The sequence below is a fragment of the Novosphingobium fuchskuhlense genome (genome assembly GCF_001519075.1).
Taxonomy (GTDB): Bacteria; Pseudomonadota; Alphaproteobacteria; order Sphingomonadales; family Sphingomonadaceae; genus Novosphingobium; species Novosphingobium fuchskuhlense.
Genome location: NZ_KQ954245.1, coordinates 648,971 through 665,543 on the forward strand (window position 1 = coordinate 648,971; position 16,573 = coordinate 665,543).

Annotated in this window: 6 protein-coding genes; all 6 read right to left on the reverse strand. The window is 66.5% G+C overall.

The window, feature by feature from the left end:
* Positions 1–50: 50 nt before the first annotated feature.
* Positions 51–3,128, reverse strand: a complete 3,078-nt coding sequence (locus tag AQZ52_RS12845) for a CHAT domain-containing protein (RefSeq protein ID WP_067911357.1) — start codon at positions 3,126–3,128, stop codon at positions 51–53.
* A complete protein-coding gene (locus AQZ52_RS12850; RefSeq protein ID WP_067911360.1) occupies positions 3,125–10,660 on the reverse strand; it encodes a hypothetical protein in 7,536 nt (2,511 codons plus the stop codon). The genes AQZ52_RS12845 and AQZ52_RS12850 overlap by 4 nt, the downstream gene beginning before the upstream one ends.
* Complete coding sequence (locus AQZ52_RS12855) at positions 10,660–12,447, reverse strand: ShlB/FhaC/HecB family hemolysin secretion/activation protein (protein ID WP_082697929.1); 1,788 nt, start codon at positions 12,445–12,447, stop codon at positions 10,660–10,662. Before AQZ52_RS12855 ends, AQZ52_RS12850 begins: the two co-directional genes overlap by 1 nt.
* 349 nt (positions 12,448–12,796) lie before the next feature.
* The gene (gene secA, locus AQZ52_RS12860) at positions 12,797–15,529 is read right to left on the reverse strand and encodes a preprotein translocase subunit SecA (protein ID WP_067911363.1); all 2,733 of its coding nucleotides are present in this window, start codon (positions 15,527–15,529) and stop codon (positions 12,797–12,799) included.
* A 97-nt stretch (positions 15,530–15,626) separates the two neighbouring features.
* Positions 15,627–15,887 carry a hypothetical protein gene (locus AQZ52_RS12865; protein WP_067911366.1) on the reverse strand — a complete coding sequence of 87 codons (261 nt, stop codon included), beginning with the start codon at positions 15,885–15,887 and terminating at the stop codon, positions 15,627–15,629.
* Between the two features lie 53 nt (positions 15,888–15,940).
* The gene (locus AQZ52_RS12870) at positions 15,941–16,558 is read right to left on the reverse strand and encodes an energy transducer TonB (RefSeq protein ID WP_067911370.1); all 618 of its coding nucleotides are present in this window, start codon (positions 16,556–16,558) and stop codon (positions 15,941–15,943) included.
* Positions 16,559–16,573 lie beyond the last annotated feature (15 nt).

Sequence of the window (16,573 nt, forward strand, 5' to 3'; positions counted from 1 at the left end):
AGCGAAGAGGCGAGGTCCAGCCCTATCCGAGTTTATGCACCGCGGACGGTTCAGCGACCAGTGGTGCCCGCCGGGGCAGGCTTTGCCGCGTCACCAACGACCACGAATGCAGCCCAGTAGAAGGGATGCGAGGTCTGCGGATCGTCCATCAGTTTCGCTTCGGCCCCGACCAGCGCATCGCCGACCGATTGGCCGGACTTGCCCGCGATCAAGCCGCCGATCAGCCGCCGCGTCGCGTCGTAGTCGTCTGGCACAGGCCAGTGGCTGGCGATCACCGCGCGCGCACCCGCGCCGGTGAACGCCCGGACGAGACCGTCGAGCGCATAATTGCCACCGGTCGTTACGCCCGCCTCGCGGCTCGCGGCTACGGTCGCCATGCCTGCCGTGTCGCAGGCCGAGAGAATGACAAGATCGGCATCAAGTTTCAGATCGAAGATTTCGCGGAAGCCGAGGAGGCCATCCGAACCTGCGGCGCCGAAGCTGGTCACCAGAGCCGGGCGGGCCGGACAATCCTTGCGCGGTGCGGTGACGAGGCCGTGCGTGGCAAAGTGGATCACGCGGTACTGGTCGAGCGAGGAATCCCCGAGCAAGCCGGTGTCGGTGAAGCTGCTGCCGGTTTTCACGACGCTCGTGCCGCCCAGCATCTTTGCCGCGTAGAGCAGTTCATCGGGTTTGACCGGGCGCTGCCAGACGGCAAGCGGCCAATCGCAGCTGTCTGCCACGGCGGAAACCGAACGCTGGGTGGGCACGGCGTTGCTGCCAAGACCAAGGTAGGGGCGCGTCGCCGCCGAGGGCGCCAGAGCCCTCAGATCGAGGAACGCGCGCGGGCTGACCGCAATCGAAATCGCCCGGCCGCGGCCCAGCCACGCAATGCCGGTGAAATCGAAAGCATCGGCATCAAGATCTGCAGTGCGCGCCTTGTAGGCTGCAATCCCGGCATCGGACACGACCAGCACGGCGGGCGGAAGCTGCAGCATGGCCGCATCCGGTTCGAAGATGAGATGCCGGACATGCTCAAGGTCCGAATCGACCGGCCCGAACAGCGCCTTGTAGAGCGCGCGTGACCGGTCAAGGTCAAACGGCCGGTTGACGGCTTGGCCGTTTTCGATCGTGACGATGCTCTCGCGGATCTTGCGGACCTCGCGCCCGAGATCGGCGCGAGACAGCGGGACCGCGAACAGGCGCGCGGCACCCGACGTCGCATAGAGCCCGTAGAGATCGCTCGCCACGGCGATGAGCTTGTAATAGGCCTCGCCCGGCTTCAGCGCTGCCTGCATGCCGGCAAGCGATACCCGTTGCGGCGACAACGCCGTGTAGCGAGGATAGGCAGCGAGCCTCGCGACAATCTCGGTTTGCTCCCGGCGCAGCGTGGCAAGGGCTTCCTGCTCGCGCTCAAGGTCCGCACTATTGCCCGGACCGGGGCTGGCGAGTGCGCCGAGACGGGCAATCTCGGCCTCCGTACGAGCGATATCGCGGCTGCGGGCCAGAGACAGACGGAACAACGCGGCGCCGGCATCGTTGCCTTCGGCCAGCTGGCGCGAAAGAATCGCCTGCGTCTGCGCGACACCGGGACGCTCCAGCACTTGCGCAGCGGAGAATGCGCTGCTGGCGGCCTGTGCTGCGGCGGCCCCGTCAGAGCCGGCGAGCAAAGCGAAATAGGGGGCGAGCAGATCGCGCAGCGTGGTCCCGCTATCGGGAATACCCGCGCTGTCCTCCACCACTGCGCCAAACAGCTGGCGGGCTTCCTCGCTTGCGCCGACCGAAATCAGCAGTGCGGCCTTGCGCGCCTTGGCGGAAAGCACCGCCGGCGAGGACGGATAGGCGCCGGCAAGCGCGGCAATGGCCCGATCAAACCCGGCGAGTGCCTCGTCCTTTCGTCCTGCCTCCCCGGCTATCCGCGCGAGCTCCATTTCGATTTCAGCCGATAGCCAGACGATCGACGCCACGTGTCCGCCGCGTATGCTCGCCAGCCTGCGCCGCGCCTCGGCGAAACCGGCAGCAGCCTCGGCGGTTCGTCCCGCCATGCGCGCCGCCGTCGCCCCGATCGCAAGCGCCTGGCCATCGAGGATCTCTGCATTCTCGGCGCGTGTCAGCGCAGGATCGGGCGCACCCATGCGCCGGGTCGCGGCGTTCTCACCGTTGATCGCCTCGGCCAGAGGAAGGTTGATCTCTCCCTCGGCAAGCCGCGCGCGATCGATTGCGGCATTGGCGGGATCGACCGGCCTCGACAGTTCGGCTGCCGCGCCCTCGACATTCCTCTGGTTGAGCTGGTCGAGCGCCCGGTAATTGCGCAGCAACCGCTGAGCGAGGCCATCACCCGGCATTTCGGCACGATCGCTCTCGGCAAACAGGCGGGCGGCGGCGTCGAAATTCCCGAGGTTCGATTGCTGCAGCCCCTCGTTGGCAAGGGCTTCCGCAAGGTCGGCTGTCTCGTCCTTCGAACCGCGCGACTTCTCCGCCAGAACTTCGAAGAATGCAGCGGATTCGGCAAAGCTGCTGCCATTGTTGCGCAAGTAGCCCTCACCGCGCACGCCGAGCGGATCGAGCAGGCCGGCCTGAAGCCGCGCGAAGGCTGCAGCATCCGTCACCTCGGTAGTCGCAACCTTGATCTCGCCCGGCAGCGCGCGGTCCATGACCACGCTGGCCAAGGCAAGCCGCAGGGCGTCGTCATAGGCGGCAAGGCCTTCGACGAAATACTGCGTCATCCCGCGCGAGAGAGCGTAGCGCCGGTAGTCGAGGCCGCTTGCGGGATCCCGGCAGGTCAACCCTTGCGCCTCGCCCACAGTGCCGATCATCACGCGGCCAGGCGTGCCGCAGGCGCGCTCCGGACCAGGGGTGGCAGGTACGCCGGCCACAGGCGCGGCATCAATCGGGACGGCATGGCGCAGAGCAAGGAGCGTCCCCACCGGTCCGGCGGCATCCCGGCACGAGAGGGTGTAGGCACGTTCGAACATGCCGGCGAGACGCGGATCGCGCGAGGCGATCTGCGCGCTGCACACGACGCCGGTGGAGCCCACGCGGAAGGCGCTGCGCACGGCTAGGGGCAACTCACGAGCGGCGAGGCCTACCGGTGCGAGCAAGCCCGAGCATGCGACGAGCGAGACGGCAAAGGCCAGCGCGCGCCTCATGGCCGACTGCTCCCGCCATTGACCAGCGCGGGGTTGCCGCTGCCGGCAATCCCCTCATCGACCGCGCCCGCTAACGCATCGGACTGGACCGGAAGCAGCACCTGCAATGGCTGGATCGCATTCGGGCTGCCCGGTTTGTGCTTGTCCGGATCGTCCGGGGTGTCACCGATGTCCGGATTGCTGGTGGTCTTGATCCGCCCCGGCAGTCCCGGATCGGGCTCACCCTTGACCAGATTGAGACCGCAGACCGCTGCGCTCAGCAAGCAGCCGTTGAGGCGGCTGTCGGCCGTGAAGCCGGACAGGTTGACGCCGCTGGCCTTGAACTGGCGCCACGCCTCTGCACCGCTGACGAGGCCCGCCGCGGTGCGGAAGGTGCCGTTGATGATCACCGTGATCGGCGCCGCTGCGGCCGAGCGCAGCGTGATGCCGCCCAGCGGTTCCTCGAAGCCCAGCGGGTCGAACCCGGTGCCGCTCCGCTGGATATAGAAACTGCGACCGATGGCAAGATCGAGCGCGCCGGCGCGGATAACGGGATCAGTGCCCCCTGCACTCTCCCGGTCCAGCGCAAGCTCGGCACTGGCGAAGAACGGATCGGCTGCAAGCCTTGTGAGGAGCGAACCCGCAGCGATATGGATATCGCGCGCCTCGATCTGCAAAGTGCCTGACAAGGCACCGCCCTTGCCCAGCAAGGCCATGCTGCCGCTATCCGAAACAAGCTGGAACTGGCCGGCGCGGAAGCCGAGTGCATTGCCCGAGCGAAAACCTGTTGCGGTCAGCGCGCCGGCCACGCGGATCGTGCCGCTTGCCGCGCCGCCGGGTGCAGCGCCCGTGCTGAAGCGCACGGTGCCGGCCGGATCATCGATCGTGCTGCCGGCATCGGGTCCGGTCACATCGAGCTTGCCGATCAGGAGATCGATGGCACCAGCGACATCCGGCGCAAAGACGCTGACAGAACCGCTGTTGATCCGGCTCCATTCGGCATTGTCGAGCGAGAAGCCGCTCGTGGGCACCAAACTGCCATCGAGTCCGTCACCGATCCGCATGCCGGCGGGATTGCGCGAGACGAGCGTCACGCTTCCGGTTTTGCCTGCGTTGAGGCCCGAACCGGCAGGCATCACGAGATCACCCGCGCGCAGCTCGATCACGGGCGCCCGCCAGACGCCGCCGAGCCGCGCTGTCCCGGCGGTATCGATAAAGATACTGCGCGTGGCGGTGATCCCCGCCAGTGCGGCATCGCCGGTGACGGATGCGGTGAAGGTGCTCCCCGTGATCGGACCCGCGACCACTATGCCGCCGCGCGCCGCCACGAGCGGCGCCGTCAGGACGGCGCCGAAATCGAACGCGCCGATGGCACAGCCACCACAGGCGTCCATTGTTTCGCTTGCGGCAAGAATACGCCCATCGGCCGAAGCGAGACTTGCCGCCCCGATCGAGCCGCCGGCCAGGAGCACGATGTCGCGTGCCCGTACCGCGCCGAGTGTCAGATCGCCGGTCGCAACGAGCGCCGTGTCGGTTCCGGCTGTGACCGCGCCCGCCGTCAGCGCACCGCCAGTCGCGTGCAGCTCAACAACAGCATTGGCAGCCCGAACATCGCCGAGGCCAAGATTCCCCCCGGCGCTCATGAGGACAGACCCATCGGCAGTGATGGAGCCCCCGCTCGCCGCGCCGGCGCTGGTCATCACGGCATTGCCGGCAGAGGCCGTGACATTGCCGAGCGCCAAGGTTCCGCCAGCGGTGACCGCGACATCCGTTGCCGTGATGGCACCAAGACCGAGGTTGCGTCCGGTTGCGGCAAACTTGCCGCCAGAGGTCAAGGTGCCGGTCTGCATGTCTGCGGCTGCAGACAGGCCAAGATCACCGCCGGAATTGATCGCCAGCGCCCTCAGCGCTCCGCTGCTGCTGCGCGCGGTGACCGCAGCAGCGCCCGTGATCGCCCCTGCCTGAAGGTCGCCAGCCGACGCGAGTGCAAGGTTGCCACCGGCGACCGCTGCGCCGGTCAGCGTGACCGTTCCGCCCGTGCTGGTGAGCGACACCGATCCGGGTGCGCGGACCCCCGCCGAGGCGAGATTCCCGCCCGCGGTAAAAGTGACGTTCCCGGTCGCGGCCACGGCGCTGCCCGTGTTGAGCCCGGCCCCGGCCGCAAGGTCGATGGACGCGCCGGACAGGTCGCCGGTGACAATCGCACCGGTGCTGCCGACGGTCAGCGTGCCCGCTGCCGCCAGTGCCCCTGTGGATGCAGAACTGCTGGCCGCAATCCGCACCAGGCCATTCGCCGCGCTCACGGCTTTTGAAGCCAAGGCACCGGTCACGGCCAGCGTGACGTCACCCGCCGCAGAGCGCGCCGCGCCGCCAAGCGTCGTGTCACCGCCCGCTGTGACGGCAATTCCGGTCTGCCCCAGCAGCGCACCCGCCGTGAGCTTTCCGCCGGCGTTCAAGGTCAACTGGCCGGCGTTCGCCGTCAGGTTACCCGCCGTCATCGCGCCGCCGGCGTCGAGGGCCACATTGCCAGTCGCGCTCAAGGCCGAAACGAGATCAAGGCTGGTGCCCGCACCAAGCGTGATGCCGGTTCGTGCAGAAACGGCACCAGCCGCACCGCCGGTCTTTGCCGTGAGTGTCACCGCACCGCTCGTCGACCGGAGATTGCCGACCGCGACGCTGCCGGCCGTGCTCGTCAGGCCGATATCGCCGGTTGCGGACATGGTGGCGCTGGTCAAGGCATCGGCAGCGGTGAGCGAGATCGCGCCGCCCGTTGCCCGGACCTGCCCTGCGGCGAGGGTCTTTCCTGCGGTTCCGGTGACCGAGCGGCCCGACAGCTCGGTTGCGGCGAGTGCCCCGCCGGCGACCACACGCGTGGCCCCGCGGGTTGCAGCGAGCCCGCCGGAAACAATGTCATTGGCGGCAGTGAGGGCAAGATCCCCGTTGGCGGTCGTGCCCCCAGCCATGGCAATCCCCGCGCCGGCATCTACAGCAATACCGGCAGACGCCTTGACCACGCCGAGCGAAACCTGATCGGTGCTGGTTGCGGCAACCGTGCTGCCGGTGACGGCGCCGCTGGAAAGGGCACCGCCCGCGTCCAGAATGATCGACCCGCGCCCCGTTACCGAGGCGAGAGTCATGGCTCCAGCCGATGTGATGGCGACCGGCGCGCCGGGCCCCGATGCGCCGACCGCGCCGGTCACCACCGCTGCCAGCCCGTTGATGGCCACACCTGCACGGCCGGCAAGATCCCCCGCCGTGATCGTGCCCGCAGCGCTCATCGAAAGCTGATCGCGCGCAGCGGCGGAAACCAGATCGAGCGTGCTGCCGGCGGCAAGGTCGATGCGGCTGTCGGCTGCAACGGCACCGGCGGAAATCGCCCCGCCAGCCTGCAGGCTGACCGCCCCGCTCGAAGGCAAGGTCCGCTTTGCCGTGACGTTGCCAACCGCGATCCTGCCGAGGGAGGCCGCTGTCAGCGCGCCGACACTGGCGGGGCCGCCTATCGTGATCGGACCACCGGACGCGACTGGCGCGGCGGTGAGCACGGCATTCAGATCGTATGCTCCGAGCGGATCGCCGCCGAGCGCGCCCATCGTGAAATCGGCCAGCAGCACACGCCCGCCTGCGGTGATCCCGCCGAGCGTCTGGCCGGTGCCGGCCAGCACCGCGATCTCGCGGCCGGCAAGCGTTCCGCTGGTGACGGCGTCCGGGGTCAGCAGCAGGATATCGCGCCGCGCGCCCAGATCCCCGAGCGTCATAGCGCCATTGCCGACCACGGTGATCCCGTACGTCGCGCCGGAAAGCGCCGAAGGGCTGACGAGGCCTGCCGATAGAGCCGCGGTCTGAACCGTACCGTCCGACACGATGAGGATGCTGTCGCCGGCCGCGATGGCCCCGCTGGCGGTCACATTGCTTGCGCCATCGAGCCTGACCTTCTCGCCAGCTGTCACGCCGCCGGTGGCAAGCGCGGCACCCGAGGTCAGCGTGGCAGTCGTCGCGGCGGTGACATCGCCCGTGGTGACTGCTCCCGGCGCGGCAACAGTGACGGACGCGCCTGCCGACACCTTGCCGAGCGAAACCGTGGTCCCGCCCGCTACCGCAAGATCGGCAGCCGATGTCAGATCATCGAGCCGCACGAGGCCCGTCGCGGCAAGCGTGAGCGCGCCGCCGCTGTTTACCGAGAGGTGCCCGAACAGATCGCCCGCCGTCGTCAGCAGGACCGAATTGCTGCCGGACAACGTCCCCGGCGTGCCGGCCGGAACTACGCCTGGCAACCAGTCGGCCCCGCTGAGCGACACATTCACCGCGCTGACATCCGCGCCATCAAGCGTCATGGCGAGCGCGCCCGGCGTCACGAAACCGAGATCGCCGGTCAGCGCGGTATCGCCGCCGGCAATCGCGATATCGGATGGCAGCGCACCTGGCGCTGCCGTACCGGCCGCAAGAAAGCTCAGGTTTGCGGCATCGACCGTGCCGCCGCGCGAGAGCCAGGCCAGCGGCCGGCCAAGCACGGTCGCAGTGCCCGCCACCCCGCCTTTGCCCGCCGCCGCACTCGCCGTGAAAACAAGGTCGTTGGCCAACAGCGCACCGCCCTGACCTACCTCGAGCCGCGCGCCGAAGGGCACCGGTTCCGCGCCAGCATCGCCGACCAGCCCGTCGCCGCCACTGCCGCCGGTGCCGGAGCTTCCGCCAATCCCGCCTGCGTCAAACAGCGCGCCATCCGAAAATGTGACCTTGCCGCCATCTACGACGAGCGCGGCGCCGCCGCCGGATCCGTCGCCGCCGCGTCCTGTCACGCCCACACTGGGAGCCGCCCCACCAGGCGCGCCACCAGCCCCGCCCGTACCGCCGGCTGCGACCGTGGTGACACCAAAACTGGCCGAACCCGTGGCCGGTGCGCCTGTCGCAAGTCCGCTGACCACACCGAGACGCACGGTACCACCGCGCCCCGTGCCGCCCGCGCCGCCGTCCGAGCTCCCTGAAACCACGCTGCCAATGGCTGTGCCGGCGCCCCCGTCGCCTCCGCTTCCGGCTGCGCCTGCGTCAAATCCACCGGCAATCGAAAGCGTGCCGTTGCCTGCTTCTGCGAGCGCACGCACCACACCGCCGGTGCCGTTTCCACCGGCCCCGCCAATCCCGGTGAAGATGAGCGGCGAACTTCCCGCGCCGCCGATGCCGCGCGCGCTGACTGTGCCGCTTCCTAAAGTGACCTTCCCGGCGCCCTCGAGCGAACTGTAGGCGATGGTCTGGGCTGTGCCGCCCTGTCCTGCGCCGCCGGTCCCGCCATTGTAGCCGCTGCCGCCCAGGCCATCGGCGCGGACATTGACAGTACCGCCCGCAACGCTGCCATCGCGCGCGAAAGCCGCAGCTGCCCCGCCAGATCCATTGCTGCCCCTGCCGCCAGACGCGCCGGTTCCCGTTGCCGAGACGACAAGGTCGTTCGTCACCGTGATCGTTCCGCCGTTGCCGATGGCGCCCGCGTCGCCGGACGACACGCTGGCCGTGCCGCCGATGCCATCGCCCCCGTTGCCACCCGAGTCTGGCAGGCCCGAGGCGAGATTGTCGATCAATGCGCCCGCGCCGCCGGTTCCCTCGGCACGCACGGCAAGCGACTGCAGCGCGGCGACCGTACCGCCGGTCGACCGCAGGTAGGCCGTCCCGCCCAGCCCGGCCCCGCCGTCCTTGCCGCTCGTCGAATCCGCAGCGCCCCCCAACCCCGAAGCGTCGATCGCAACAGCATTGCCCAACGTGAAGGCCGAGCCCTTGCCGGCAAGGATGCCTGCTGTGCCTCCGGTACCCGCGCCGCCCTCGACCGTGCAGGCAGCACATATGTAGCCATTGCCGCCGATGCCGCGCGCATCAAGCAAGGTCGATCCAAGGACCGCGAGCGTTCCCCCATTGATTTTGCCTTCGATGAGCGCCTGTCCGCCGCTACCGGGAGCGCCTTCCAGCCCGGCGAGCGTGGTAGAACCGCCCGTGCCCGTAGCGACGACGGCAAGATTGCGCCCGACCGTAACGGACGAGCCGCCATCGAACACAAGGCGCGCCGTGCCCCCGCTGCCCTGGGTGGGGCCCGAGGGTGTGTCGGCGCGGTCAAGTCCCTGGCCTGCGGCCGCAATCGTCAGATCCTGCCCGATAGCGACTTGCGCGCCCCCTTGGGCGGAGATCGTCGCATCGCCCGGCGCGGCATCGACCGCAAACGACGGCGCGCGCGAGGTGTCGACCCTCGCACTGCCGCCGATGTTCAGGACCCCGCCATCAACCGTTACAGATGCAGAACCGCTGTCGGTGGAACCGCTTGCCGCAACCTGTCCGCCATCAAGCGCCGTCAGTTGCAGGTTGCCCTTGAGATCGAGCGTCGAGCCGACGCCGCTGACCGAGATGAAGGCACCATCGGTTGTTGCCGCAGCGGGATCCTGCACACCCGAAAGGTTGAGATTGGAAGCAAAGTTTGCGGTATCACCGCCGGCGACAATGAGGGATGCCTGGCCGGTGGCCCTGCCCGTCACCTGCGAGGTCGCATCTAGGGCACCGATCGCAATGGCCGCGGCAACCGGTGCGCTCGCCTTGGCGCGCACGCTGTCGATCAATCCGCCCGTGACGTCATATCCGGCCGAAAGCACGATGGCATTGCCATCGACATTCGCCGCACCGGCAACGTCGAAGCCGAGCGTGCTGCCGCCCTTGATCGCCATCGTTATGGCGTCATTGCGCGGGACCGCAACAAGGTACACGCGGTGCGCCACATTCGACGGCGCGGCCGGCCCCGTGATCGTTCCGGTATTGGTAACGACTTCCCCGGTTTCGCTGGTGCCCTGATCGATCTGGATATCGAACAGGCCGTTGGGCCGGAAGGTGATGGTGGAGGCATCGGCCGCGACGATGACGGCCGAACCGTCGACCGCGATCGTGCCGGCGTTGAGGACCTTGGGCGCAATCAGCGCAACATAGGAATTGAGCGGCCCGGCGGTGATCTGCGCACCGCTCTGAACTTCAACTCTGCTCCCAGTATTGGCCGGCAAGAAATTGAAAGTATTTGCAGTTCCGAAATCACCTGTCACTGCATCGTAGTTGAGATCTGACGCTGTCAGCACGAGGTTGCCGACATTGAACACGCCCGTTGGCGAAACCAGCACACCGCCGGGGCTGTAGAAAAACAGCGTACCGCCGCGGCTCGACGCGCCTGTGGCAAGGTCGACGAGCCGCGAGGTCACCGTTCCGTTGAAAACAATCGGCCGGGTCGGATCGGTGGGAATGATCCGGTTGAGCACCGTCAACTGGGTGGCATCCTGGTTGAAGAACTCGGCAGACGTGCCTGCGGTCTGGAAGTCGATCGGCCCACCGCCGGTTGCCGTGTCGTTAGGCGACCAATTGATCACGACGCTGGGTGAATTGGTGCCGACCGTGGTGGTGCCGACCCCGGTGGAGATGCTGCCTGCACCCGCCACGATGGTGCCCGTCGCATTGAACGACTGCGCATGGAGCGGCTGGGTTCCGGCCGCGAGCATCGCCGCAATGGCAAACAGCGACGGCGCGCTTGGCAGGTGTCGGCGCATCAGCGGCTTCCCCAGGGCAAGAGGCGAGTGGTGAGCGAGACAAGCACTCGCGGCGCCGGTTTCCGGTTCGCAAAGCCGGCCCGAACCAGCGGCACGGCCACCTTCGCATCGAGACGGAAGCGCGAGCCGAGATCGGCGCGCAGACCGCCCCCCACCGAGCTCAGGCGTTGCGGCTTGCCGGCATCGCGATCCCAAGCCCAAGCGGCATCGAAGAAGGCAAACGGTTGGACGACCGGGCCGTTGCCGCGTCCGATGGGAAGGTGGGGCCCGCGCAGTTCGCTGGCAACGCCGAGGCCGCTGTCTCCGGTAATCATGCCGGGATCATACCCTCGCCCCACGGTGTAGTTTCCCGGAGCAAAGGCCTCGAAACCAAGCACCTTGCGGAAGGCGTACTGCCCGCGCGGATGGACCGACAGCGAAAAGCGCCCCACGGCCCGCTCGTACTCGACATCGCCGCGCACCACCGTTGCGGACGGTGCGGCATCGAACCGGCTCGTCGGCACACGGCCGTTGCAGGCCGCGCCGAGGCACGATGGACTGGCGCCAAGCCCAGCAAGGCCCTGTCGCAGTTCGAGCGAACCACCAAACCGCCACGCCGGTTCGGCCCGCGTGAGGTCCACCCGGTCGAAATCGAGCCGTGCCCATAGCACCCGCAAGCGGTCGTCGCTGAGGGGAACTATCAGCGTCGACGTCTGGTTGAGCAGGTCGAACCCGCCACCAAGCCAGAAATCGCCCGACTGCGCCCTCCGCAAGGGATAGCGCGCATAAAGGCTGGCCAGCAACGTATGGGCATCGAGCACCGCTCCGCCGGCCGATTGGCCGAGGTCGGGCCGCGTCCACGCGTAAGTCAGCGACGCGCCGACCAGCAAGCCATCGCTTCCGGGGCGGAACTCGTGGCTTGCCTGCAGGATGCGCTGTTCGCGCAGGTCGGACGTCACATAATACGAAATGCTGGTAGCATCCCCCTCGCCGGTGATGCCAAAGGCTTGCGTTCGCACTTGTCCGCCCCAGCGTCCGGTGGCGGCGGAAGATAAGTTTTGAACTGAAACGTCCGCGACAAACTTCTGACGTAAAACGGTTACTTCACCGATCAAATCGCCCGGCGCAGTGCCTGCCGGACGCAATGTGAGTTGCACGTTGTAGCCCGGCAGATCACGTGCCAGCAGGAGATACCGCTCGGCACGGTTGCGGTCGAAGATGTCGTCGCGGGTCAGTCGGCCAAGATAGGACATCAACTTGCGCTCGGCGCCCCGCGTCTCGCCCCGTGCTCTGATCGAGGTGATCCGGGCGTAGAGCACTTCCATCCGCACCTGCCCGTTCTCGATCCGCTGCACCGGCACCTGAACAGCAGCGAGATAGCCCTTGGCACGCAGGATGGTTGCAGCGGCGTCGCGGATTTCGCACAACACCGCAATCGGCTGCGGGGTTCCGGCAAGCGGCTTCCATGCCGCATCCAGTTCGCTTGCCTCCGCCCCCTTCAACCCGCTGAACGTGATGGTGGTGATGGTCGTCTTGATCTGGCTGAACTGCGGGTCGGCCAGTGGACAGCCCGAACGTTCGATACCGCCGGATACGGTAAGGCGCGGTGCCGATGCGGCAGGCGCGCGGGTGATGCCGCCAAGCTCGTCACGACTGGGACCTGAAACGGTGGGCGTGCTCACTTGCGCGAAGAGCGCCGTGGGAGAGACTACACCGATGCCCAGCAAACCTGCCACGAGTGCGGATGACAGCCAGCGTCCGAGGGCGCTTTTGGCCCGTCGTCTGCCGCTGATGGCACCCTCGTGCATTGTGGAGGCCCTCTTGTGCAAATGCTGCGGTTTATGCGGCCCCGCGGTATTGATTTGATCACCGGCGTAGCAAGCGCGAAGTCCGCGAGTCAAACGCCTTTAGAACTCCTGCAAGCCATTGGCAGACCTGAGGATTTACGGCCTCTGCACCATTTCGGCACGGGGTGGGGTTTCGACTCGGAACGAAGCCCAATTCGGCGCAGCCAGGGCAAGTTGCGACGGTCAATCTGCCCGAAACGGCGAAGACGACACAACTACAGGCCCAAAAAATCCCATATTTTTAGATATATGGCCTTCCTATCTCACAAACCAGATGAGCCCCACCCAAGAGGCTCGCCGGCTCACCATATCAGGCCAGCGCTCCGTGGCAGTGCTTGTACTTCTGACCCGACCCACACGGGCATGGCGCATTGCGGCTGATCTCCATACCGGCATAGGGATTGGTGCCTGCCGGCGCCGGCGCGCCAGAGCCTGCCATCGGCGGCGTGAAGGTGCCGAACAGCTGGCCGGCCGGAACGACGCGCGCATCGTCGTCGCCTGTCAGCGGATCGATATGGCTGGTGAGAAAATCGGGCAATTCGGGCAGCTGGAAATCCTCGGGCGAGGTCATCCGGATTTCGCTGGTCATCAGGATACGCGTAACGTCCTCGCGGATCGCCTCCAGCATCTTTTCGAACAGACCGAAGGCTTCCTGCTTGTATTCGTTGATCGGCGTCTTCTGGGCATAGGCGCGCAGGAACACGACCTGGCGGAGCGCGTCGAGGGTGGCGAGGTGCTCCTTCCAGTGATGGTCGAGCCGTTCGAGCAACACCGACTTTTCGAGGTTCCGCCACGAGGCAGGGTCGATCGTCGCGAGCTTGGCGGCCATCTTCTCCTCGGCCATCGCCGCGATGCGTTCCTCGATGATCTCGGGCTCGAGCCCGTCCTCGCTCATCCACGCATCGAGCGGGGGTTCAAGACCCACCACTTCGGCAAGCCGGCCGGCAAGTGCCGGAACATTCCACTGCTCGGGGTATGAGCCGGGCGGGCAGGCATCGCCGACAATCGCGTTGATCGTGTCCTGCCGCATGTCGAGCACGACGTCGTCCACCGCCTCGGCATCCATGATGTCGGCGCGCTGTTCGTAGATGACCTTGCGCTGGTCGTTCATCACGTTGTCGTATTCGACGACCTGCTTGCGGACGTCGTAGTTGCGCGCCTCGACTTTCTTCTGTGCGGTCTCGATGGCCTTCGAAAGCCAGCGCGAGCCGATCGCCTCGCCATCGGCAAGGTTGGAGTTCATCATGCGGGCAAACAGCGTGTCGGGCCCGAAGATGCGAAGAAGATCGTCCTCGAGGCAGAGGTAAAACTTCGACAGGCCCGGGTCACCCTGACGACCCGAACGGCCACGCAGCTGGTTGTCGATACGGCGGCTCTCGTGACGCTCGGTGCCGATCACGCAGAGCCCGCCAGCGGCAAGCACCTTGGCCTTCTCCTCGGCAACTTCGGCCTTGATCCGCGCAATCCCGGCCTCACGCTCCGGACCCTCGGGCACGTCACGCAACTCGTCCTCGATGCGGAATTCGGCATTGCCGCCGAGCTGGATGTCGGTGCCGCGCCCGGCCATGTTGGTGGCGATCGTCACGGCGCCAAGGCGGCCGGCCTGCGCCACGATATGCGCTTCCATCTCGTGGAAGCGCGCATTCAGCACGCTGTGCTTCACGCCTTCCTTGTTGAGGAACTCGGACAGCAATTCCGACTTCTCGATCGAAACCGTGCCGACGAGCACCGGCTGCCCGGTGTCGTACCGCTCGCGGATCAGCTTCGCGATCGCCTGGAACTTGTCCTGCGTGTTCTTGTAGAACTCGTCCTCCTCATCCACCCGCTGCACCGGCACATTGGTGGGTATGGTGACGACGTTCATCTTGTAGATATCGAAGAACTCGGGCGCTTCGGTCGCGGCAGTACCGGTCATGCCCGACAGCTTGGGATACATGCGGAAGTAGTTCTGGAAGGTGATCGAGGCCATCGTCTGGTTCTCGGGCTCGATCTGCACCCCTTCCTTGGCTTCAACCGCCTGATGCAGGCCGTTCGACCAGCGCCGACCGTCCATCATGCGGCCGGTGAACTCGTCGATGATGACGACCTTGCCGTCCTTAACGATGTAGTCGATGTCCCGCTTGAACATGACATTGGCCTTGAGCGCCTGATCGAGGTGGTGGACCACCATCGTGTTCTCGACGTCATAAAGGTTCGAGCCGATCAGCAGCCCGGCGTCCTCGAGCTTGCGCTCGACCCATTCGACGCCGTCTTCGGTGAGCGAGATGTTCTTGGTCTTCTCGTCCGCCTCGTAGAGCGAAGGATCGATCTGCTTCACCACCGCGTCGACCGAGACATAGAGCTCGCTCTTGTCATCTGTCGGGCCGGAAATGATCAGCGGGGTGCGCGCCTCGTCGATCAGGATCGAGTCCACCTCGTCAACCACCGCGAAGTTGAACGGACGGTGCACCATCTGCGACCGTTCATGCTTCATGTTGTCGCGCAGGTAATCGAAGCCGAGCTCGTTGTTGGTCGCGTAGGTGATATCGGCCTCATAGGCCTGCCGCCGCTCGTACTCGTTCATGTTGGGCACGATCACGCCGACGGTCAGCCCGAGGAACCGGTGGATCTGCCCCATCCATTCCGCATCGCGCTTGGCGAGGTAATCGTTGACGGTGACGACATGGACGCCCTTGCCCTCGATCGCATTGAGGTAGGACGCGAGCGTCGCCACAAGCGTCTTGCCTTCGCCGGTGCGCATTTCCGCGATTTCGCCGCGGTGGAGCACGATGCCGCCGATCATCTGTACATCAAAGTGGCGCATGCCGAGCACGCGGCGCGACGCCTCGCGGCAGGTAGCGAAGGCTTCGGGCAGGATATCGTCGAGCGTCTTGCCCGCCTCGAGCTGCGCGCGCAACTTGGCCGTCTGGCCCTGCAGTTCCTCGTCGCTGAGCGCCTGCATTTCAGGTTCGAAAGCGGCGATGGCACGCACGATCTTGTCGAGCGACTTGACGTAACGATCGTTGGACGAGCCGAAGATGGCCTTGGCAATGCTGCCGAGCATGGCTGTATTCCTGTCTTGAAATGGGCTGCGCGGAGATTGCCGCGCCGGTCAGGCTTCCGCACGCGGGCGGAGCGGAATTGGTATGGGGAAGCAGGCGCTATTCGCGCGGGCGGTCCGAAATGCTGATGCTGATCTTCGGGACCGGCACCGCCAGTGCAAGCCGCTTTGCAAGAACAGGCCGCAGTCTGGCTTCAGGCTGCTTTACCGCCGCCCGGCTGACACTGGCTTCATCCTTGTGCTGTGAGGCAAGGATCGCGCCGGATGCCGCGCCGACAACTTCTGCGCGCGCGGCAGAGGCCGACACGTCCGCAAGCGAAAGGCCTGAAAGCAGGGCAAGAAGGACGAGCAGTATGCGCATCAGCGGCGCAGATAGGCGTAATTGGGGCGAAGGTCCACCGCTGCAGCACAGATTTATTGCGCCGGGGGCACGTCTTCGACTTCGATCACCACGCGCATCTTCACCCGGCGCATGATCGGCTTGCCATCCTTGCCCACGGGAACCGCGAAGCGACCCTTGGGACCGCATGGCTCGTTTGCCGGGAACGGCAAAGTGCCTTCCGCCTTCTCGACCTTGCAGTTCTTCGCGAGGCCATCGGGACCGATCTCGAAACTGACGAACATTTCAGCCGGGCCGATCTCGGTCGGCGCGTCTTCCGGGATCGTCCAGCGAACACTGCTGCGATAGGTCCCCTCGGCAGCACGCCCGAAAGCATCGGCAGCCGGACGGAAGCGCGCGCGCTCCATCAGGAGGTTGCACGTCTGGGTATCGAGCGCCTCGAAGTTGCTCGTCTGCGTAACCTTGCAGGAGAGAGGCACCCCATCCGTGCCGATGGTGAGCAGGAAACCGACCACGCCCTGCTCTTCATACCGCAAGGCGCGGGATGGGTAATCCTCAGTGGTGACCCAGTTCCCCGGATTGCCGAGTGGGGCCACGGCACGTGGTTTGCCGGCGGCGGCGGTTGTCGAGGCTGCACCGAGGACAAGCGCAGCCGTGAACAGCGCGATTAGGCGGGAGGCGATCGTCTTCATGCACGCACTGTCAGG